This window comes from Terriglobia bacterium (assembly GCA_020072645.1).
Classification (GTDB): domain Bacteria; phylum Acidobacteriota; class Terriglobia; order Terriglobales; family Acidobacteriaceae; genus Angelobacter.
Genome location: JAIQGK010000001.1, coordinates 381,602 through 400,441, shown reverse-complemented (window position 1 = coordinate 400,441; position 18,840 = coordinate 381,602). Strand labels below are relative to the sequence as shown.

At 55.3% G+C, this 18,840-nt stretch carries 22 protein-coding genes; 15 read left to right on the top strand and 7 right to left on the bottom strand.

Annotated elements, in window-relative coordinates:
- Positions 1 to 31 precede the first annotated feature (31 nt).
- The 5 genes from LAO76_01720 to LAO76_01700 form a co-directional block, all read right to left on the bottom strand.
- Positions 32 to 1,204 carry a cysteine desulfurase gene (locus tag LAO76_01720; GenBank protein MBZ5489634.1) on the bottom strand — a complete coding sequence of 391 codons (1,173 nt, stop codon included), beginning with the start codon at positions 1,202 to 1,204 and terminating at the stop codon, positions 32 to 34.
- A gap of 209 nt (positions 1,205 to 1,413) precedes the next feature.
- Entirely contained in the window at positions 1,414 to 2,544 is a 1,131-nt protein-coding gene (locus LAO76_01715) for a citrate synthase (GenBank protein MBZ5489633.1), read from the bottom strand.
- 218 nt (positions 2,545 to 2,762) lie between these two features.
- Complete coding sequence (locus tag LAO76_01710; GenBank protein MBZ5489632.1) at positions 2,763 to 3,464, bottom strand: DUF1287 domain-containing protein; 702 nt, start codon at positions 3,462 to 3,464, stop codon at positions 2,763 to 2,765.
- A gap of 44 nt (positions 3,465 to 3,508) precedes the next feature.
- Positions 3,509 to 4,342, bottom strand: a complete 834-nt coding sequence (locus LAO76_01705) for an ABC transporter permease (protein MBZ5489631.1) — start codon at positions 4,340 to 4,342, stop codon at positions 3,509 to 3,511.
- 73 nt (positions 4,343 to 4,415) lie between these two features.
- Positions 4,416 to 5,345 (bottom strand): ABC transporter ATP-binding protein, encoded by a 930-nt coding sequence (locus LAO76_01700; protein MBZ5489630.1) that lies wholly within the window; start codon positions 5,343 to 5,345, stop codon positions 4,416 to 4,418.
- Positions 5,346 to 5,625: 280 nt separating this feature from the next.
- On the opposite strand from LAO76_01700, the gene LAO76_01695 reads away from it, so the two are divergent.
- Positions 5,626 to 6,960 (top strand): amidohydrolase, encoded by a 1,335-nt coding sequence (locus LAO76_01695; GenBank protein ID MBZ5489629.1) that lies wholly within the window; start codon positions 5,626 to 5,628, stop codon positions 6,958 to 6,960.
- Positions 6,961 to 7,343: 383 nt separating this feature from the next.
- Positions 7,344 to 7,655, top strand: a complete 312-nt coding sequence (locus LAO76_01690; protein ID MBZ5489628.1) for a zinc-ribbon domain containing protein — start codon at positions 7,344 to 7,346, stop codon at positions 7,653 to 7,655.
- Between the two features lie 92 nt (positions 7,656 to 7,747).
- Here the strand turns inward: LAO76_01690 and LAO76_01685 are convergent, their stop codons facing one another.
- Positions 7,748 to 8,185 (bottom strand): response regulator, encoded by a 438-nt coding sequence (locus LAO76_01685; GenBank protein ID MBZ5489627.1) that lies wholly within the window; start codon positions 8,183 to 8,185, stop codon positions 7,748 to 7,750.
- A gap of 121 nt (positions 8,186 to 8,306) precedes the next feature.
- Here LAO76_01685 and mtaB point away from each other — a divergent pair, with 121 nt between their 5' ends.
- The 13 genes from mtaB to LAO76_01620 all read left to right on the top strand — a co-directional run bounded on the left by mtaB (position 8,307) and on the right by LAO76_01620 (position 18,314).
- Positions 8,307 to 9,773 (top strand): tRNA (N(6)-L-threonylcarbamoyladenosine(37)-C(2))-methylthiotransferase MtaB, encoded by a 1,467-nt coding sequence (mtaB, locus tag LAO76_01680; GenBank protein MBZ5489626.1) that lies wholly within the window; start codon positions 8,307 to 8,309, stop codon positions 9,771 to 9,773.
- Between the two features lie 167 nt (positions 9,774 to 9,940).
- Positions 9,941 to 10,108 (top strand): hypothetical protein, encoded by a 168-nt coding sequence (locus LAO76_01675; GenBank protein MBZ5489625.1) that lies wholly within the window; start codon positions 9,941 to 9,943, stop codon positions 10,106 to 10,108.
- Between the two features lie 45 nt (positions 10,109 to 10,153).
- On the top strand, positions 10,154 to 11,302 hold the full coding sequence (locus LAO76_01670) for a glutathionylspermidine synthase family protein (protein MBZ5489624.1): 1,149 nt from the start codon (positions 10,154 to 10,156) through the stop codon (positions 11,300 to 11,302).
- Positions 11,303 to 11,424: 122 nt separating this feature from the next.
- Positions 11,425 to 11,988, top strand: a complete 564-nt coding sequence (gene infC / locus LAO76_01665) for a translation initiation factor IF-3 (GenBank protein ID MBZ5489623.1) — start codon at positions 11,425 to 11,427, stop codon at positions 11,986 to 11,988.
- Positions 11,989 to 12,063: 75 nt separating this feature from the next.
- Positions 12,064 to 12,258, top strand: coding sequence for a 50S ribosomal protein L35 (rpmI, locus tag LAO76_01660; protein ID MBZ5489622.1), 195 nt, complete (start codon positions 12,064 to 12,066; stop codon positions 12,256 to 12,258).
- Between the two features lie 163 nt (positions 12,259 to 12,421).
- On the top strand, positions 12,422 to 12,793 hold the full coding sequence (gene rplT / locus LAO76_01655) for a 50S ribosomal protein L20 (GenBank protein MBZ5489621.1): 372 nt from the start codon (positions 12,422 to 12,424) through the stop codon (positions 12,791 to 12,793).
- Positions 12,794 to 13,028: 235 nt separating this feature from the next.
- Positions 13,029 to 14,180 carry an aminotransferase class I/II-fold pyridoxal phosphate-dependent enzyme gene (locus tag LAO76_01650; GenBank protein ID MBZ5489620.1) on the top strand — a complete coding sequence of 384 codons (1,152 nt, stop codon included), beginning with the start codon at positions 13,029 to 13,031 and terminating at the stop codon, positions 14,178 to 14,180.
- A 246-nt stretch (positions 14,181 to 14,426) separates the two neighbouring features.
- Positions 14,427 to 14,843: an OsmC family protein gene (locus LAO76_01645; GenBank protein ID MBZ5489619.1), complete on the top strand. Its 417-nt coding sequence runs from the start codon at positions 14,427 to 14,429 to the stop codon at positions 14,841 to 14,843.
- 93 nt (positions 14,844 to 14,936) lie between these two features.
- Entirely contained in the window at positions 14,937 to 15,371 is a 435-nt protein-coding gene (locus LAO76_01640) for a hypothetical protein (GenBank protein MBZ5489618.1), read from the top strand.
- A 264-nt stretch (positions 15,372 to 15,635) separates the two neighbouring features.
- Positions 15,636 to 15,935, top strand: coding sequence for a hypothetical protein (locus LAO76_01635; GenBank protein ID MBZ5489617.1), 300 nt, complete (start codon positions 15,636 to 15,638; stop codon positions 15,933 to 15,935).
- A gap of 136 nt (positions 15,936 to 16,071) precedes the next feature.
- On the top strand, positions 16,072 to 16,395 hold the full coding sequence (locus LAO76_01630) for a YbjQ family protein (GenBank protein ID MBZ5489616.1): 324 nt from the start codon (positions 16,072 to 16,074) through the stop codon (positions 16,393 to 16,395).
- A 166-nt stretch (positions 16,396 to 16,561) separates the two neighbouring features.
- Entirely contained in the window at positions 16,562 to 16,873 is a 312-nt protein-coding gene (locus LAO76_01625) for a cell division protein ZapA (protein MBZ5489615.1), read from the top strand.
- Positions 16,874 to 17,204: 331 nt separating this feature from the next.
- Positions 17,205 to 18,314: a VWA domain-containing protein gene (locus LAO76_01620; GenBank protein ID MBZ5489614.1), complete on the top strand. Its 1,110-nt coding sequence runs from the start codon at positions 17,205 to 17,207 to the stop codon at positions 18,312 to 18,314.
- 24 nt (positions 18,315 to 18,338) lie between these two features.
- Here LAO76_01620 and LAO76_01615 read toward each other — a convergent pair whose 3' ends face one another.
- Positions 18,339 to 18,833: a hypothetical protein gene (locus tag LAO76_01615; protein MBZ5489613.1), complete on the bottom strand. Its 495-nt coding sequence runs from the start codon at positions 18,831 to 18,833 to the stop codon at positions 18,339 to 18,341.
- Positions 18,834 to 18,840 lie beyond the last annotated feature (7 nt).

The following is an 18,840-nucleotide window of genomic DNA, read 5'->3' as shown; positions in this document are numbered from 1 at the left end:
GAAAGGGAGAGAACTTGCGTTTGATGTGCGCTCATCTGCGCGAATCTGCGGCAACCTTCTGATAAACGGGAGAAATCTCGCGCAGGCGCGCCACCGTTTCCGGAATTACTTTAATTGCAAAATCGATATCTTCTTGCTTGGTCTGCTTGCCCAGGCTGATGCGAATGCTGGCTCGCGCACGCTGGTGCGGCAATCCCATAGCCAGCAGCACGTGTGAAGGCTCAATTGCCCCGGACGAACACGCTGCGCCGCTCGAAACTGCCAGCCCTTTCAGGTCAAGCGCAATCACCAACGCCTCGCCTTCAATATGATCGAACCACAGGTTCGTCGTGTTCGGCACGCGCGGCGCTCCCAAACCATTTACTCCCACATCTTCCATTGCGCATAAAATCGCATCCTGCAGCCGGTCGCGCATCGCTGACATGTCCGTCGGGCCGTCGCTCTCAAGCCAATGCTTGGCCAGTTCCGAGGCTTTTCCCAGACCAACAATCCCCGGCAGGTTTTCCGTCCCAGCTCGACGCTGTCGCTCATGGCTGCCGCCATAGATCTGCGGCTGGATCAGCGTTCCCTTCTTGATGTAAAGCGCTCCCGTCCCTTGTGGCGCATGGATCTTGTGCCCTGAAATAGAAAGCGCGTCGCAGGCAATTTTCTGCACGTCGATCGGGATCTTGCCCGCTGCCTGCACCGCGTCGGTATGAAAAAAGACGTCGGCTTCCTGCGCGATCTTGCCGATCGCTTCCACCGGCTGGATTACCCCGGTTTCATTGTTCGCCATCATCACGCTGATAAGCCGCGTGTTCGGGCGCAATGCCATTTCCACGTTACCAGCATAGATCTCTCCGCTGGCGCCGACAGGAACAAACGTGACTTCGCATCCCATCTGCTCCAGCCGCTTGCAGGAATTCATGACGGCGCTATGTTCAATCGTGGAAGTAATAACGTGATCGCCGCGCTGCACCAGGCCAAAGATGCCCAGATTGTCGGCCTCGGTTCCGCCGCTGGTAAAAACAATTTCCGCCGGACGAGCATTCACCAGCGCCGCGACTGACGCTCGCGCCTTTTCCACCGCGGCACGGGCGTGCTGCCCATAGTGGTGGATGGATGACGCGTTGCCGAACTGCTCCAGGTAGAAAGGCCGCATCGCCTCAAACACCTCCGGCAGGACGGGTGTGGTGGCATTGTTATCCAGGTAAACGCGGCGCATGAGACTATTTTACGCTTTTCTGAAATCCCGAGCGCAGCGAGGGAACCCTATAGCAACGACGTCCTTAAGAAGAGCGAGACAATTAAACGCAGACAGCGCAAAGCAAAGGCCTCAATCATTCTTGATCGAGGCCTTTAAGATTCTCTTGGCCCTATAGGGACCCTCTCTACGCTTCGGGGTTTCAGAAAAGGCCATTTGCCAATTGCCCTTTATCTCTTCTCCATCGCGACGTACTTATTCGGATACGCCGGGCCAATATAATCCGCGCGCGGACGGATGAGCCGGTTATCGTCGAGCTGCTCAATCACGTGCGCGGCCCAACCGCTGATGCGGGAAACGGCAAACACTGGCGTAAACAGGTCAACGTCCAGGCCAAGCGTGGTGTATGTGGAAGCTGAATAGAAATCCACGTTGGCGTTGAGGCGTTTATCTTCCTTGATGTATTTCTCGATCTTAGCCGACATCTCATACCACTTGGGATTCGCCGAGCGGCCCAGGTCGCGCGACATCTGCCGCAGGTGTGTGGCCCGTGGATCTTCCGTGTGGTACACGCGATGGCCAAAGCCGGAAATCTTTTTCTTGTTGGCCAGCATGTTCTTCACGTGCTCCACCGGGTCCTCGCCTTTCTTATCGATCTCAAACAGCATGCGCATCACCGCTTCATTGGCGCCGCCGTGCAATGGGCCCTTCAGCGCTCCAATGGCGCTGGTGATAGCTGAGTGCATGTCTGAAAGCGTGGCCGCGGTCACTCGGGCGGCAAAGGTTGAGGCGTTTAGTTCATGGTCGGCATGCAGGATCAGCGCAACGTCCAACGCTCTTTCGGCAGTCGGCGTGGGCTTCTCGCCGTTCAGTTGCAGCAGGAAATTGGCCGCGTGTGAGATCGTGGGGTCAGGATCGACCACGTTCTTGCCTTTGCGAATGCGGTCATAGCCGGCCACAATCATGGCAATTTGCGAAGTCAGGCGAATGGCCTTATGCACATTCGCGTCATGATCGACCGCTTCGGCTTCTGAATCATAAAAAGAAAGCGCGGAAACCGCGGTCCGCAACACTTCCATCGGCGTCGCCGTCTTGGGAACACGGCGCATCATGTCATAGATGGCGGGATCCACCTTCCGTTCGGCCCCTAGTTTCTGCTTCAAATCGGCCAGTTCGGCGGCCTTGGGCAGCCGGCCAAACCACAGCAGATAGCAGGTTTCTTCAAACGTGGATTTTTCCGCCAGTTCGTGAATATCAATTCCGCGGTAGGCGAGCACTCCGGCATCGCCATCGATGTAGCAGACGCCGGAACTGGCCGCAACTACGCCCTCTAGACCTTTTGTGATTGTGCTGGTTGACATGGTTTTCCTGTCGCTGATTTCTGGCTTCTCTAGTGTTGGAAGCGGCTCTGTGCGCAACATTTCTTTATACTCCAATTCATTTAGACTTGCCAACCGCACGGCGCGTTGCAGTCACGCTTCGGACGAGTGGTGCGCATCGGACGGGCACCTTCTACCTTGTTGCGAAAGTGTATTTCTCTGAAGTCACGCCGGTCTGTGAGCCATGTCACATCAAAGGACTACGGCCCCTGACGCAAGGGTGTTAAGAATGAATGAGAGTTTTGCTCGTTGCGCTCGGGTGGCGCGACGGCAGGGCCAAAGTACCGGTAATGGCCGGTGATCTTCCAGTCAAAAAGCACGTCTTCCATTTTGGGACCCGCGCCAATGTTGTGCACAATCATGTAACGGCGGGTGAACAGCACTTTCCTGTCCACCATCATGCCAATATGCGTCAGCCCGCCGCCCAGGTCCCACGTTACCAGGTCGCCCGGAGCGTAATCCTCGGAGCGATCTGTGATCGGCAGGCTCTCGCCCTTGCGGCTGAAAAAGACCATTAGGTTAGGCACGCGGCGATGGTCGATATTCGGGTCAGGATCGCGTCGTCCCCACTTTCTGGGATAGGCGCTGAAATTTGCTGCCATGTCTTCATGCACTTCTTTTTGCAGATCGATTCCCACGGCCCGATAGGCCCTGATTACCTCATCCGTGCAAACGCCGGTATTGGCCGGCACATCCCCACCGGGATACGGCAGGCGAACATAAGCTGGATCGTAACGAACGACATGTTGGGTCCGCTCAAGGGCCGCGGCAGCAAATCGATGGAGAAAAGCCTGCCTTGCTTGTGCAGTCCCTGGCAGTGGCTGAACCTGCGCCGCAAACACACCCGCAGCAACCAGAATGAACAGGGCGAGCACACGGCTTCTTTTCCAGCAACTCTGCATTCCCCAAGGATTGACACCGAATAGCGTTACAGAGTTCCCGGAATTTAGCTGTTATGTAGCCACTGCCACAATCCCATCACAATGAACGGCAGCAGCACCACCAGGACCCATAGCTTGGCCCGACCGCGAATCTTCTCTTCCTTCTCCCAGCGGAACAGCTTCATGGAAATCAGCGCCCCACCCAGGATCGTAAGCACCATCACGCCCGCTGCGGCCAGGTTCCCTATTTCCGTCAGCCCTTGCCCGTGCAGCATCATGTTGCTCATGCCCCTCACCAGGTATGTCGCCGGCATGAAGTTGTGCAGGATCCTGATCACGCCCTTAAAGACCTCTTCCGGGATCGTGGCGCCGCTCAAGAAAATCATGGGGAAATAACACAGCTGTACCAGGATGGTGCCTTCCTGCATGGTGTTCGCCACCGATGCAATCACCAGTCCCAGCGACCGGAAGGCGATCAGCCCGAGCGAGATAAACACCAGCAGTTGAAACATATGCGTCGGCAGCGGCATTTGATAAATGAAGTGCGCCATGAACAGCAGCAGCACAATATAGGGAATAAAGATGATCCAGCCCGTCACCATTGAACCCACCAGCAGCGGCAGCGGTGTTATGGGCGTGACCTTGTAACGCCGCAGGATTCCGAGTTCGCGCTCTTGTATGGCCCGAATACCGGCCCCAAAGAACCCGCTGCCCAGCACGCCGAAAGTAATCGACATGGTCACCACATAGACCATCCCGCCGATCCGGTCTGAGCGTCCCAGAAACGTGGCAAAACCAAAAAAGAAAAACAGCGGAAACAGGTAATTAAAAAAGATCACCGCGCGCAGCCGCAGCGCCAGCTTTATGTCCATTACGATGATGGCAAGATATTCTTTCATCCGTCTCTTTATTTCTTTCCCTTGCCTGGCCGCTTGCGTTCGAGAACAACGCTTCAGGACTGAATGCTGAGTGCTAATCTCTCAGCCTCTTCCCTGTCAATTCCACAAACACATCCTCCAGCGTCGGCCGCTTCAGGTGGACGTCTTCCAGTTGCATTCCCTGCTGATCGAGCCACTTCATGATCTCAAACAGCGTCCTTGCCGGGCGCGATGAATAGACCGTCAGCGACTTTCCGTCTTCGCTCAGCTTGCTTTCCAGTGCGTCTGGCCATTGTGGCAAAGTGGCGGCACTCATAGGCTGGCCGCAAATAATATCGATGCGCGACTGCCCTTTGCTCTGCTGCTGCAATTCCCGTGGCGTGCCCATGGCCACGATCTTGCCTTCGTCGATGATCGCCACCCGGTCGCACAGCCTCTCTGCTTCTTCTATGTAATGCGTGGTCAGCACCACCGTGCGCTTCTCTGACTTCATCTCTTCAATCAGCCCGTGGATTTCCAGCCGGATCTGCGGATCAAGACCGGTCGTCGGCTCATCCAGAAAGAGCAACTGCGGATCGTTGACCAGCGCCAGCGCCAGCGCCAGCCGCTGTTTCTGCCCGCCGGAAAGCGTTTCGTAATAAGCCGTGCGCTTCTCCCACAGTTGCAGCCGCTTCAGCAGTTGCTCTGCCCTCAAGCTGCGCGTGTAGAACGATCCAAACAGCTCCAGCGCTTCATGCACCCGCATTTTTGCCGGCAGGTTGGTGGCTTGGAGGCAGACACCGATTCGGTCTTTTAACTGTTGCTTTTGCCGGTCAGGATCAAATCCCAGCACCGTGGCCTCGCCCCCGGTGCGCGGACGCAGCCCTTCCAAAATCTCAATCGTACTCGTCTTACCCGCGCCGTTTGGGCCCAGCAGGCCAAACACTTCGCCTTCCGCAACCTGGAAGTCAATGCCCTTTACGGCCTCAACTTTGTCATAGCTCTTTTGTAATTGCTGAACGTGAATGACCGGCGGTGTACTCATGAAGGTCTGTCTAGGGTATAAACGCAGCCTTGTTCTGTCCAGTTCCCGAAAAGACTAACCACAAAGGGCGCGAAGGAACACGAAGGCCGGCGCTTCGTGTTCGAGGGCTATATCTACTTTGAACCATATTGGCTCAAGCCATGAAATGTTTTGTACGAGCAGCCTGCAATTGCTTTTCTCTTCGTGCTTCTTCGTGTCCTTGTGGTTAAAGTATCTTTGCAATCAGCGCGCTCAGGGTTTACCCTTCTGGCGCAAGCTCCAAAGGAAGGACGTTCTTCTAATGGTCAAGAGAACCGCTGTCGCGCTTGTCTGCCTTTTTCTGCTCTCCGCGCTTCGCGCCCAAACGGCCGATCCCCAGTTGCTGGCGGAGATCAACAAGATCAAAGCCATTGACAACCATTCGCATCCGCCGAAGCTGGTGGCCCCGGGCGAAAAGGATGATGACTTCGACGCTCTGCCCTGTGATCCGCTGGAGCCGAGCGATCCCACCACCGTCACACGTCCGGAAAATCCGCAGTACATTGCCGCTTGGAAAGCCTTGTACAACTACCCCTACAATGATCGCAGCCCGGAGCATGTGAAGGAACTGCTTCAGTCCAAGCAGAAGGTGATGCAGGAACAGGGCGACAATTATCCCAACTGGGTTCTTGACCAGCTCGGTATTGAAACCGAACTGGCCAACCGTATTGCTCTGGGACGCGGCCTGCAACCGCCGCGCTTCCACTGGGTTCCCTTTGACGACGCACTGATGTTCCCCTTGAAGAATTCCGCCCTGGCCAGTGAAACGCCGGACCGCAAATTTTTCTTCCAGCGCGAATCCATGCTGCTGCGCCGCTATCTTAGAGACATAGACCGTGACGGCCTGCCGGCAACGCTCCAGGATTACGTCGCCAAAGTCATTACGCCGGTGCTGGAATTGCAAAAGAAAGACGGCGCGGTGGCCATCAAGTTTGAGGCTGCTTACCTGCGCTCGCTCGACTTTGGCCCCGCCGAGCCTCTTCAGTCGGTCCAGCAGGTTTACGCCCACTTCATCAAAGGCGATGTCCCTCTCACCCACGATTACACCCGGCTCCAGAACTTCCTCTTTCGCTATATTGCCCGTGAAGCCGGACGCCTGGGACTGCCCGTACATATCCATACCGGCGGGGGCTGCGGCAGCTACTTCATGCTGATGGGATCAAACCCGGCCCTGCTTGAATCGGTCCTCAATGATCCTGCACTGCGCAAGACTAACTTCGTCCTCCTCCATGGCGGCGCTGGCCCCTACACCAAATACGTCAACTACCTCCTGATGAAACCCAATGTTTATGCCGATTTTTCCGAGCAGACCTGGCTGATCTCCACCCGAAGGCTGAGTGACAGCATTCGTGATCTGCTGGAGTGGTATCCGGAAAAAGCCATGTTCGGGACCGATCTCTATCCGAACACCCCGGAAATCAATTGGGAGGAAATTGGCTGGCAGACCACGCAATCCGCCCGCGAGGCCCTGGCCATCGCCCTGACCGGGATGATGCAGGATGGCGAAATAACCCGCGAACGGGCGCTGGAACTCGCCCACATGGCCTTGCATGACAATGCGGCCAAACTGTACGGATGGACGAAGGGCGCGAAATAATCGGGATGAAACATCGGCATGGGCATCGTTCGAGGGCCGTACCCTTAGAAAAACATTTTCACACCCTATCCGTCTCAAAATAAGACACTTTACCGGGTGCACATTTTAATGTGTTTTCCCTAACTTACCCCTTGACTTGGACTAAAGACGCTGCAAAACTCAGCTTGTTCATACGACTGTTCCCTCGATGGTCTGATGTCATACAAAGCAGTCGGCGGTCTTTTATTCGGAACTTGTCTCTTAGGTTTTTGTTGTAAACACGGCGTGAGCCGCGTGGGCCGAACCCGACGGGTAGGGATTCACTTCTGGGATTTCCATTGAGTCACGTTTGTGCTCTGGCCGGAGTCCTGGGCGTGAATGCAGGAAAAGGGGGCACTCTCAAAATGGACTTCCAGGACAAAGTTCTCAAGTGTGTGGATTGCGGCGCCGACTTCGTTTTCACCGCTGGCGAACAACTCTTCTTCCACGATAAACAATTCAAAAACGAACCTAAACGCTGCAAAAACTGCAAGGGTAAACGCGCTCAGGCACTGGGACTGCCGCAAAACGGCGGCAACTACCAAAGAGTGGAAACCAAGGCCGTCTGCTCCGGATGCCAGCGGGAAACTACTGTGCCGTTCAAGCCAACGCAGGGCCGTCCCGTTTTTTGCCGGGAATGCTTCCAGCAGCGCAAAACGAGTGTTGCTACCGCCTAACTAGATTTTCTCCGTAATCAGGCCCCGTGAACTCCAAGGGCTGTGGTGTGTTTTAGGGGACCGGGGACTTCTTTGCGTCTAATTGGGCTCTTTTAAGCAGGCTTCTTGGCCGCCTGTGAAGTTTTTCCCTTGAGGCCGGACTTTGTAACTGTTTCCTGTTTCTGGTCTTCATGCTGGATTAACAGCACTTCAATGCGGCGCAGCAGATCGTCGGTATTCATGGGCTTTACCAGCATGGAGTTTGCGCCCTGGGTTTTCCAGTCGCCGCCCAGCAGGGGATAGGCCGTCAAAATGGCCACTGCGGGGTTGTATTCCGTCTTCTTGGCCGCGCGAATCACGTCATAACCAGCCTTGTCATGCTCCATTTTCATGTCGGTAATGACCATGTGGTAAACATTGGCCTTCAGCTTGGCAATGGCTTCCTTGGCTGAGCTGGCGGTTTCCACCTCAAAATGGTGGATTTCCAGAATGGTCTTGAGCGTCAGCAGTATGGCCAGCTCGTCATCAACCAACAGAATGCGGCGTTTCATGTGAACTCCAGGGGAATCTTGAATCGCTTTAAATCGCGCTATTAAGATGCAGCCAGCATTGGTATTGGTTGTGAGCTGCTGCACGCGTGCTGCTTCGGAAAGCCCCATTATAATACCTTTCGTGCCTCGATTTTTTGTCCAAAGTTTTGGCTGCCGCGCCACTCAGGCGGATGGGGCCGCCCTGGAGCGCCAACTTGCGACACAGGGCCTGTCACAGGCCCATTCTGCCCGGGAAGCTGACGTTGTCGTACTGAATACTTGCACGGTCACCGCCGCCGCCGATCAGGACGCCCGCGCCTCGGTCCGGCGTATCCATCGCGAAAATCCAGCGGCAAAAATCATGGTCACGGGCTGCTATGCTCAGCGCACTCCGCAGGAGATTGCTTCCCTGCCCGGCGTGACCTGGGTTGTGGGAAATTCCCATAAGCATCGCGTGGCGGAGATTGCCGCCGGCGCAGGATTCCAACCGGAACTCCACGCTCAATCCCTTGAGGGCCCTTCCATGGAGCATGGGTTTGGCGATCCTGTGATTCATGAAAATGGACCGCAGAATTTTGTCTCTCTGGAAACCGTAACTCTTTCAGCGCCTGCGTTCACTTTGGTAGGCGATATCTTTGCCCATACTGAGCTGATCGCCGCTCCGGTCTTCGCCGGTGACAGCATCGCGGAAAAAACGCGTCCCAATCTCAAGGTGCAGGATGGATGCGACAACCGCTGCTCCTTCTGCATTATTCCCAGCGTCCGCGGCCAGAGCCGCTCCATGCAACTCGATCGTGTAATCGCAGAAGCCAATGCGCTGGTGGCGGCCGGATATCGTGAGATTGTGCTCAGCGGCATCAACCTTGGCCGCTGGGGCCGCGACTTCCAGCCGCAACAGAGGTTTGAGGAGCTCGTCCGCGCGCTCTTGGATCACACCCGTATTGAAAAAATTCGCATCAGCTCCGTGGAACCCATGGACTGGAGCGACGATCTGATTGCCTTGGTCTCCGGTTCGCCGCGCATCGCGAGGCACGCGCATGTTCCGCTGCAATCCGGCAGCGACCGCATCCTGCGCCGCATGCATCGCAAGTATCGTCCGTGGCATTACGCTGAGAAAATCAGAAAGATCCATGAAGCAATGCCCCAAGCCGCCATCGGCGCGGACGTCATGGTTGGCTTCCCCGGCGAAACTGACGAACTCTTTGAAGAAAGCCGCAGCTTTATCGACCACCTGCCGTTCACTTATCTGCATGTCTTCACGTACTCGTCGCGGCCGGGCACGCCTTCAGCGGCCATGCCAGATCAGGTGCCGGTGCATGTGGCGCGGGAGCGCAATCGAATTCTGCGCGAACTGGCGGCAGAAAAGAACCGCGCCTTCCGCCAGAGTTTTGTTGGACAAACTCTGGAAGTGATCACGCTGCAGGCCGGTAGCGACGGGTGGACAGAGGCGCTGAGTGACAATTTCTTGAAAGTGCGTATCGCTGGGCGACATCGAGCAAACGAAATATTGCAAATAGAAATAATCGCCGCGGGTGATGACGACCTCGAAGCGAAAAAGAGCTTTTGTAACTCTGAGGCTGCGATGCCACGCGCCGTACGATTAGCCTGATAAATGCCTTGATTCGACCGTCGAAGCAGGTTAAGTTGTTCGACGCCACTTGAAAAAATCATCTCACATTCATCTTGGCCTCCTGACCACTCTTGCGCTCTCCCTCTCTTCGTGCCGCACTCCCAGGGAAATGCAGCGGTGCGTTGACGACCACCAAGTGGTTGTGGATGACCAGTTCTGCGAAAGTAATCCCGTCAATAGCAATCGCTACCGCTGGTATTACGGAGGCGGTGGAAATTATTCGACCGGTAGTCCAGCAAGCGGAGGTAGCTTTGAGCCGCATTCAGGCTTCTCTGGCGTTCGTGGCAATGGAGCAACTCTTCCAGCGTAAGTAGAGGTGGCTTTGGGAGTTCTGCCGGTCATTCAGGTGGAAGCGGCGAATGAGACGGCTTTCACTTACGCCGCGCGACAATTGGCAGGAGAAGGTTGCACGCTCAGGTCTTCTGTACCATTCGCCCATCAACGCTGATCGTGATGAGCCCACGCCGTATTGGGACGAGTCCGCATATTACCTTTTCTCTTCCGCTGAAGTGGACAAAATAGAAAAGGCCACCAACGATCTCCAGCAGATGTGTCTTGAGGCTGGGCAACACATCATCGACAAAAAGCGCTTTGCTGACTTAGATATCCCCCCTGACGCCGTTCCAGCGATCGAGCAAGCGTGGGAAGATGAACCTCCTGCCATCTATGGGCGGTTTGATTTGGCCTATGACGGCTCAGGGCCACCGAAGCTGCTGGAATACAATGCCGACACGCCGACTTCATTAGTGGAAGCTGCCGTGATCCAGTGGCAGTGGCTGGAGGACTGCTTCCCCGGCTCAGATCAGTTCAATTCAATCCATGAGCGCCTGATCTCGAAATGGAAGGAGCTTAAAGCCTACGTTGCCTCACCCGTCTACTTTGCCACGCTGGAGGACATGGAAGACATAATCACCGTAACGTATATGCAGGATACGGCGGACCAGGCGGGGCTGCGCACCAAACGAATTCTAGTCCCGGATATCGGTTGGGACAGTAACCAGAAGTGCTTTGTCGATCTTGACATGAAGATCATCAAGACGATCTTCAAGCTTTATCCATGGGAGATGATGCTGAAAGATGAATTTGGCTCGCATGCGCTCGCAACGATTGGCCAGGTACAGTGGATGGAGCCGATCTGGAAAATGATGTTCTCCAACAAGGGCCTGCTCGCCATCTTGTGGGAACTGTATCCGGGCCACGCAAACTTGCTTGAGGCCCATTTGAATGATCCAGAAACAATGACGGAGTATGTGAAAAAGCCGCTGTTGGGGCGCGAAGGAGCCAATATTACGCTTAAGATAGCTGGTGGTGAAACATCCACTTCTGGCCCCTATGGCGAAGGACGCTACGTTTACCAGGCTGTAGCGCCCATTCCCGAAATGAAATCACATTATCCTGTGCTCGGCAGTTGGGTGATTGACGGTGAAGCCGCCGGGATGGGTATCCGCGAATCGAACAATATGATTACGGATAACCTGAGCAGGTTTGTCCCGCATCGCTTCGAGTAACAGCTTGCCATGCTATAATTTTCACTGTCTTGCCACGTATGTGGCGCCCCCCGCAATTCCACTAAAAGCGTGAGTTTGCCGGGAGGGTTCAGGAGGATCGCATAGATAAACGCTTTATTAAGATGAATGAGCGGATCCGCGCACGTGAAGTACGCGTGATTGGCGCGGACGGCGAGCAGCTTGGCATCATGACGCCGCAGGATGCGACCCGAAAGGCCCGGGAACAGAGTCTTGATCTGGTAGAGATTTCCGCCACCGCGGTGCCGCCTGTGTGCCGCATCATGGACTATGGCAAGTTCCTCTACGAGCAGGAAAAGAAGGAACGGGCGGCCAAAAAGAACCAGAAACAGATCGTCCTGAAGGAAGTAAAGTTCAGCGTGAACGTGGATGAGCATGATTACGTCACCAAAAGAAACCACGTTTTACGGTTTCTTGCCGAAGGTGACAAGGTAAAAGCCAGCCTGCGTTTCCGCGGACGAGAAATGGCCCACCAGAATCTGGGAAGAAAAGTTCTGGAGCGGCTGGTGACTGAAGTCGGCGACAAAGGAATTGTGGAATTCAGGCCGCGTATGGAAGGCAATACGGTCCACGTGATCCTGGCTCCTCCAAAACAGGTGCCCGGCGGCGCAAAAAAGCAGGATAAACCGCCGCAGCAGCCTCCAGCACAAAGCGTACCGAGACCGTAAACTGGATTTTGGTTCTGCTAATTGCCAATTGCTAAGTACTAATTGCCGAGGCCGCAAAGCGGCCGAGAGATTTTTATGCCTAAACTGAAAACGCACAAAGGCGCAGCTAAACGCTTTAAGAAGACCGCGACCGGCAAGATCAAGCGCGGTAAAGCGTTCAAGCGCCATATTCTTACCTCCAAGGACACCAAGCGCAAACGCCACCTCGATACCGACACACTGGTAAGTGCGGCCGATGCGCCAAAAGTCAAGAGGATGATCCCTTACTAGGGACAGAGCCCGGCCCGCCTGATGAAAATCAGCGCTGAGGCTGGACCTGAAAAAACGAGCGCAGTCCAAAAAGATTGCGTTCAACGCGAGTGAACAGGGACCTAAAACCTTCCCTGCAGCCGCGATAACCGCCGGAATCCGGCAACAAAAAAGGGAGCGAACCATGCCTCGCGTAAAACGTGGTACTAAACGCCGCCAGCGCCGCAAAAAAATACTTGAGCGCGCAAGTGGATATTTTCTAACAAAATCAAAACTCCATCGCGCTGCTAAACAAGCGGTGGAGCGCGGCCTCAAGTTCGCCTACTCCGGACGCAAGCAGAAGAAACGCCAGTACCGGTCCATCTGGATCGTCCGTATCGGCGCGGCGTCTCGCGCCCAGGGCATCAGCTATAACCAGTTCATCAGCGGCCTCAAGAAGGCCGGCGTGGAACTGGACCGCAAGATCCTGGCTGATATCGCTACGAACGACTCCGCTGGTTTTTTGGCATTGTGCGAAACCGCGAAGCGGGCCAACGAAAAAGCCAAAGCGGCATAAGCAAAGCTTAACCACAAAGGACACAAAGGTTCACAAGGAGTTGAGCTTCCAAGAAGCCACATCTTCGTGTTCCTACGTGTCCTTTGTAATTTGGGCTCTAAAAAACCTCGACCACAGGCCTGACGGTGGAGCTGCGGATTTCCAACAGGCCACATCTTCGTGTTCCTTCGTGTCCTTTGTGGTTAGTCGTCCTTTGTGGTTAATTTTTTCTGCAGCCCAGAGTACAATCCCTGCCATGCTATCCCGCAGATCGTTTTTCAAGACCGCTGGACTTGGCGCTGCTGTGGCCGCCTCCGCAAGCCTTCCTACCGAACTACTGAGTTGGGCCGAGCCTCAGCGCACGCCGCAGCCGGGCGGCCCTATCCTGCTCAACAGCAATGAGAACGCTTACGGGCCATTTCCCAGCGTGCTGGCCATGAAGAACCCGTTTCAGGACGCCAACCGCTATCCTGACCGCGGCTATGACAAGCTGATCGAGCGCATTGCCGCCATGCACAATGTGAAGGCCGACCAAGTAACGCTGGGCTGCGGATCGACAGAGATTCTCAAGATGGCTGCCAGCGCGTTTACCGGTCCGGGCAAAAAGCTGGTGATGGCTTCGCCGACGTTTGAAGCGATTGAATTCTATGCCAAGGCCGCGAATGCTGAAGTAGTGAAGGTCCCTCTGGCTGCCACGTATGCTCACCAGCTGGTGCAGATGGCGGACGCCGTAGGGAAAAACGGCGGATTGATCTACATCTGCAACCCCAACAATCCCACGGCCAGCGTAACGCCGCGGCGCAGCCTGGAAATTTTTATCCGCAACCTACCGCCGAACACCTACGTGCTGATGGATGAGGCTTATCACGACTTCGTCCCCGTGGCCGCCGACTATATCTCTTTTCTGGCAACGCCGGTCGACCCCGACCGCGTCATTGTGGCCCGCACGTTCTCAAAGATTTACGGCATGGCCGGCCTCAGGCTGGGATATGCCGTTACTTCGGCCAAGAACAGCAAAGCCATGGCGGCGCACAAAGTTGAGGACAGCACAAACATTTTGGCCCTGCGCGCCGGTCTTACGTCACTTGAGCATGACGATGAACATAAGACAGCCGAGCTGCGGAACAGCTTTGACCGCGATGAATTCCAGCGCCAGGCAAAGCTGCGCAAGCTCCAGGTGATCCCCTCCTGGACAAATTTTGTAATGTTTAATACGCAGCGGCCCATCCGGACGGTGATCGATTATTTCAAGAACAACAATATCCGCATCGGCCGTCCCTTCCCGCCCATGGATACATACGCCCGCGTCTCTCTGGGCCAGCCGGCGGAAATGAAAGCCTTCTGGCAGGTCTGGGACAAGATGGCGGCGGGAAATAGGCCGAACGGCTCGGGTAGATTCCTTCGATAGAAATTTTCCCGCGATAAGCCTTCCCATATCTATTTTCCTTTCTGGCCTTTGCAGGCGCTGGCTCGTTTCGGCATGACCGGGTTTGAGTGTATTTTTCCGCCTCTAAATCCAGAGCGCCGGTCGCGGCGAATATACGTGACGGCGCGCACTGCCCCCTTCCTATAGCCGACGGACAATGGTGCCGTGGGATTTTTCGAAAAACTTGTCATGCACAAGGGTTTACCGGGCTCTTAGAGGGAGGCAATTATGGAGATTTCAGTAGAACATTTAGGCGACGTTCAGTTTGAAATCAAGGCCGGCCAGCACACATTTTTTTCTGACCAACCGGTTGAGAATGGCGGTCACGACGAAGGCATGACTCCGCCGGACTTGCTGCTGGCGTCTCTGGGCTCTTGTGCGGGCTTTTACGCTGCCATGTACTTGCGCAAACATAAGCTCGCAACTGAGGGCACGCTAGTTCGCGTATACGCCGATAAGCTAAAGAACCCCGCGCGATTGGATAATTTCCGCATAGAGATAGATGCGCCGGTCGGCTTGTCGGAGCAGCACAAGGCCGGGGTGGAAGAAGCTGTGCATCATTGCCTGATTCACAATACTCTGTTGCATCCGCCCCAAATTTCCATTGCAGTCAACAGCTCGGAATTGTTGGAACGCACGGCGTAATCGGCGGCGTTTCCCGCGCATATCGCGCTGGGAGACAACTTCCGGCGCTGTGACTCCATCTCTTTTTTAGTAACTTCCCAAGGGAGAGAACCCATGCCGCTACTCGATCAAGCCGCCAAATGGACCACCAACAAAATGCCCAAGGTAATTACGCCGAAAGCCCACGCCATCATTGACTACGCAATGGCAGCGTCATTCTTCGGCATGGCCGCTTTTTTCTGGCGGCGGAACAAGCGCGCGGCCGTAAGCGCGCTGGTCTGCGGCGCGGCGGAAACCATTACCGCTCTGTGTACGGACTATCCTGGCGGCGTGGTGAAAGAAATTTCTTATGAAACACACGGCACTATCGACTTTGGCCTGAGCGGCATGGTTGCCAGCCTTCCTGACATGCTTCGCTTCGCCGACGAGCCGGAATCCCGCTTCTTCAGAATGCAGGGCCTCGGCCTGGCCACCGTAACCGGCCTTACCGATTTCACCGGCAGCGGTGAAGGCAATCAGTTGGAAGAGTTGGATAGACGGTCGGCGTGAAATAGCAGTTAGCAATCAGCATTCAGCCAAACCCTTTCTACCGCAAAGTACGCAAAGTACGCAAAGGAACTGAAGAACAATTTCGTAAGTTCGATGATCCGCGCATTGACCGCATACTGACAACTGTGTGGCTTTGTGACCTTCGCGTCCTTTGCGGTTCAATTTCTTTTGCTGAGCGCTGATGGGCTGACTACTGAAGTGCTTTCCACAACGCAGTGCGTTATACTCCGCAAAGAACATCATCCCCCGAGGTGTCGTTTACCTATGTCATTGAAACTTGCTCGCGAAATGGAAACTGAGACGGAAACAAGGACTTTCAACGACGATTTTCCCGCGCTGGAAGAAAAAATCTATAAAGCTATTGAACTGCTGAAGTCGGCGCGCGAGGGCAAAGCGGCCGCGGAGCGCGATGCCGGCCGCCTGCGCGAGCAATTGGAAACGCGCGAAGAAGAGCTCGACGTGCTGCGCGGTGAAATGATCGCCCTGCGCAAAGAGCGCGAGGAAGTCCGCGGGCGCGTGGAAAAGATGCTCAAGCAGATCGACGCGCTGGTAACGGAAGGCTGAAAGCTGTGATCGTGTAAAGTGAGCGGCGAGGCTGGCAATATGCCGAGCCGATTGCTCAGGAGCAGGAAACCTTGAAAAGGTGAAATGCTTTGAAGCGGTTTGGAGCGAAGCGACAAACATGAGCGTCCAGCACAACATGACCACCACGCAGTTTGAGCTGCATGGCTTTGAAGTGGTGCAAACACTGGGCATGGTACGCGGAATCATTGTGCGTTCCCGTTCGATCTTCGGCACCATTGGCGCCAGCTTACAGACGTTGGTCGGCGGCAACATCACGCTGCTGACCAACCTTTGTGAAAGAACACGCCAGGAAGCGCTGGATCTGATGTTGCAGCATGCCGGGCAGCTTGGCGCCAATGCCGTGGTCGGCGTTAGGTATGACGCGACGGAGATCATGCAGGGCGTCACGGAAGTTCTGGCGTATGGGACAGCCGTCGTGGTCAAGCCAAAGAACAGTTAAAGCCGTTAGCGCGGCAAGCGGCCTGCGTCAGGAGCCTAAACGAACTAGCCGGAGACATGCCGTCAAGCGGTTTGGAGCCAAGCGACAAAAATAAAGACTTGACCCGGCATTAACTCGGACGATAATCAATCCAACAGAAGTTTTTTTGCGAAGGAGAATCAGCTTGGTGACTCAACCGACAGCAGCGCCGCCCGTCCGAGTGGAAATTTACGATCAGGTTTACAACCTCCGCGGCGTGGATGCGGAATACATCCTGAAGCTGGCGGAATTCGTGGACGGCAAGATGCGCACCGTGGGAGAACAAACATCCACCATCGATTCCCTGCGTCTGGCCGTGCTGGCGGCGCTCAATATCGCCGACGAATACCACATCCTCAAAAAGAAATATGACCTGCTGGCGGGCGAGTTCAACCGCCGTGCCGGACAGTTGGCTGGCGCCTTGGATCAGGTTCTGCAGGACGAACGCCGGGCGGGCTAGAAAACATCTAATTTCCAAAGATTCCCTGCATCTCAGCGGAAGATGTTGCTGCCGTCTTCAAGAAAGCAGCATGCCTCCGTCGATCGCCCTACATCGAAACATGGTCACCGAACTCGGACTCACTTCTGAGTGGGCACGCGTCCGCCAATTGGCCGATCTCGAATAGACGTAATGATCCGAAACGCAATCGCAATCACACCTGAATAACAGCAACCGTGTAAGCTGATTCTTGATCATTATTTTGCAATTTCCTGGTCCGCAAGCGTACCTATTGATGTAAGGAAAGATCTCAGGGACGAATCGTTTGAAACTCGCTTTTATCATTGCGTTGATGCTTCCTTTTGCATTCGAGACGACCAGTGCTCAGAGCAAAGAAACGCCCCTTCCCGACTCTCAACTCCCAACCCTCACCTCGCGCTCGAATCTGGTGCTTGTGCCGGTACTGGTGAAAAGCAAGGCTGCCAGGATTGTCTTTTCGCTTACAGCGGACGATTTCATCCTCACAGATAACGGCGTTCCTCAGCCTGTGCGGATTGAAGAAGGCGCGCTCGGGCAGCCCCTTGCGCTGGCCGTCATCGTACAGACCGGAGGTCAGGGTGCAGCACACCTCCGTGATTATCGCAATCTGGGGGCGATACTGGACGCGGTCATTGGTGGCGTGCCACATCGCGCTGCTGTGATCGCTTTTGACAGCAAGCCTCGCATCGAACAGGACTTCACCCCAGACACTGACGCGGCTGCCGAGACGATTGCCGACCTTCCCGATGGTGATACGGGCGCGGCCATTCTTGACGCGCTCAACTTCGGCATTCAGCTGCTGCGCAATCAGCCGCCGGCCTACCGTCGCGCCGTCCTGCTCTTCAGCGAGACCGCGGATAGCGGCAGCCAGACAAGCCTGGAGGATGCCGTTCGCGCGGTAGAGGAGACGAACACGGCAATCTACAGCTTCGGTTTTTCCACCACAGGAGCCGCTGTGAAGCACGAAAAATCAAAGCTGCCTGCGCCGGGAGGAACCTCTTACTCCAACGAACCCTACAAGCCGGGCGGCTGTATGAGCAAAGATCCTAAGGCCGATCCGGATGCGCACGGCAATCGCGCCGCGCAAGCACTGGATTGCGCTGGCGATTTGCTTCCGCCATTGCGGCTGGCGAGGATCGCCTTCCTCGCCGCAAAAGACGGCCTCAAGCGCAATGTGCCTGAGTCTGTGGCCCAACTGACCGGCGGCGAATATTTTGCCTTCAAAGACTCGAAGAGCCTTGCCCAGCACCTGATCACCATCTCCAATGATGTGCCGAACTATTATTTCCTGAGCTTCCGTCCTCAGTCGCTGCACCCGGGTCTCCATGCGCTGGAACTGCGAGTAAAGAACAGGCCAGAGTATAAAGTAAACGCGCGCAAGGGATATTGGGTGGATGCTGGGGCGGAGCAACCGAAGAAATAGCCCGCACGCAATATACTGAAGGCTTTACGGCAACTCTCCGAGATAAGGAAAGGCATACCAGCCAAGCCAGGCAAACAGCAGCCAGTGCAGAATCAGATTATTCGTGAATGACTTTTTGTTCCCCCTCCACATAAAGATCGTCCAGAGAAGCACCAGCCATCCCGCATTCAACGCACAAATACCATAGGTAAATCGCTTCCCTTGATATTGCAAACCGTAACTCCAACTACCGGCAAAATACACAACGGCTAAAACCGTCAGCACGGAAAGCAAGATCCATGAGCGCCTCGGGATATCTGCTTTGCCATGAAAAAGGCCGGGGTTCCACAAGAAAAACAATCCGGCGGGTACCAGCACTGCGAGCCAGGTCAATCGACCTGTCGAAAGAAAGAGCGCAGGGATGACAGTAAGCGTTGGAAATGGGCAGCGGAGCGTCGGGACACCATCCAGCATCAGTCCCCAATACGCGGGGAGCGCAAGCGCAACACCCGCTACGGCCGTCGAGTAGGAGCTTTTCACGATATGG

Bases quoted from the DNA above. Each gene is read 5' to 3' on its own strand.
- LAO76_01720 (MBZ5489634.1), bottom strand. From the start codon at position 1,204: ATGCGCCGCGTTTACCTGGATAACAATGCCACCACACCCGTCCTGCCG.
- LAO76_01715 (MBZ5489633.1), bottom strand. From the start codon at position 2,544: ATGTCAACCAGCACAATCACAAAAGGTCTAGAGGGCGTAGTTGCGGCC.
- LAO76_01710 (MBZ5489632.1), bottom strand. From the start codon at position 3,464: ATGCAGAGTTGCTGGAAAAGAAGCCGTGTGCTCGCCCTGTTCATTCTG.
- LAO76_01705 (MBZ5489631.1), bottom strand. From the start codon at position 4,342: ATGAAAGAATATCTTGCCATCATCGTAATGGACATAAAGCTGGCGCTG.
- LAO76_01700 (MBZ5489630.1), bottom strand. From the start codon at position 5,345: ATGAGTACACCGCCGGTCATTCACGTTCAGCAATTACAAAAGAGCTAT.
- LAO76_01695 (MBZ5489629.1), top strand. From the start codon at position 5,626: ATGGTCAAGAGAACCGCTGTCGCGCTTGTCTGCCTTTTTCTGCTCTCC.
- LAO76_01690 (MBZ5489628.1), top strand. From the start codon at position 7,344: ATGGACTTCCAGGACAAAGTTCTCAAGTGTGTGGATTGCGGCGCCGAC.
- LAO76_01685 (MBZ5489627.1), bottom strand. From the start codon at position 8,185: ATGAAACGCCGCATTCTGTTGGTTGATGACGAGCTGGCCATACTGCTG.
- LAO76_01675 (MBZ5489625.1), top strand. From the start codon at position 9,941: ATGACCAGTTCTGCGAAAGTAATCCCGTCAATAGCAATCGCTACCGCT.
- LAO76_01670 (MBZ5489624.1), top strand. From the start codon at position 10,154: ATGAGACGGCTTTCACTTACGCCGCGCGACAATTGGCAGGAGAAGGTT.
- infC (MBZ5489623.1), top strand. From the start codon at position 11,425: ATGAATGAGCGGATCCGCGCACGTGAAGTACGCGTGATTGGCGCGGAC.
- rpmI (MBZ5489622.1), top strand. From the start codon at position 12,064: ATGCCTAAACTGAAAACGCACAAAGGCGCAGCTAAACGCTTTAAGAAG.
- rplT (MBZ5489621.1), top strand. From the start codon at position 12,422: ATGCCTCGCGTAAAACGTGGTACTAAACGCCGCCAGCGCCGCAAAAAA.
- LAO76_01650 (MBZ5489620.1), top strand. From the start codon at position 13,029: ATGCTATCCCGCAGATCGTTTTTCAAGACCGCTGGACTTGGCGCTGCT.
- LAO76_01645 (MBZ5489619.1), top strand. From the start codon at position 14,427: ATGGAGATTTCAGTAGAACATTTAGGCGACGTTCAGTTTGAAATCAAG.
- LAO76_01640 (MBZ5489618.1), top strand. From the start codon at position 14,937: ATGCCGCTACTCGATCAAGCCGCCAAATGGACCACCAACAAAATGCCC.
- LAO76_01635 (MBZ5489617.1), top strand. From the start codon at position 15,636: ATGTCATTGAAACTTGCTCGCGAAATGGAAACTGAGACGGAAACAAGG.
- LAO76_01630 (MBZ5489616.1), top strand. From the start codon at position 16,072: ATGACCACCACGCAGTTTGAGCTGCATGGCTTTGAAGTGGTGCAAACA.
- LAO76_01620 (MBZ5489614.1), top strand. From the start codon at position 17,205: ATGCTTCCTTTTGCATTCGAGACGACCAGTGCTCAGAGCAAAGAAACG.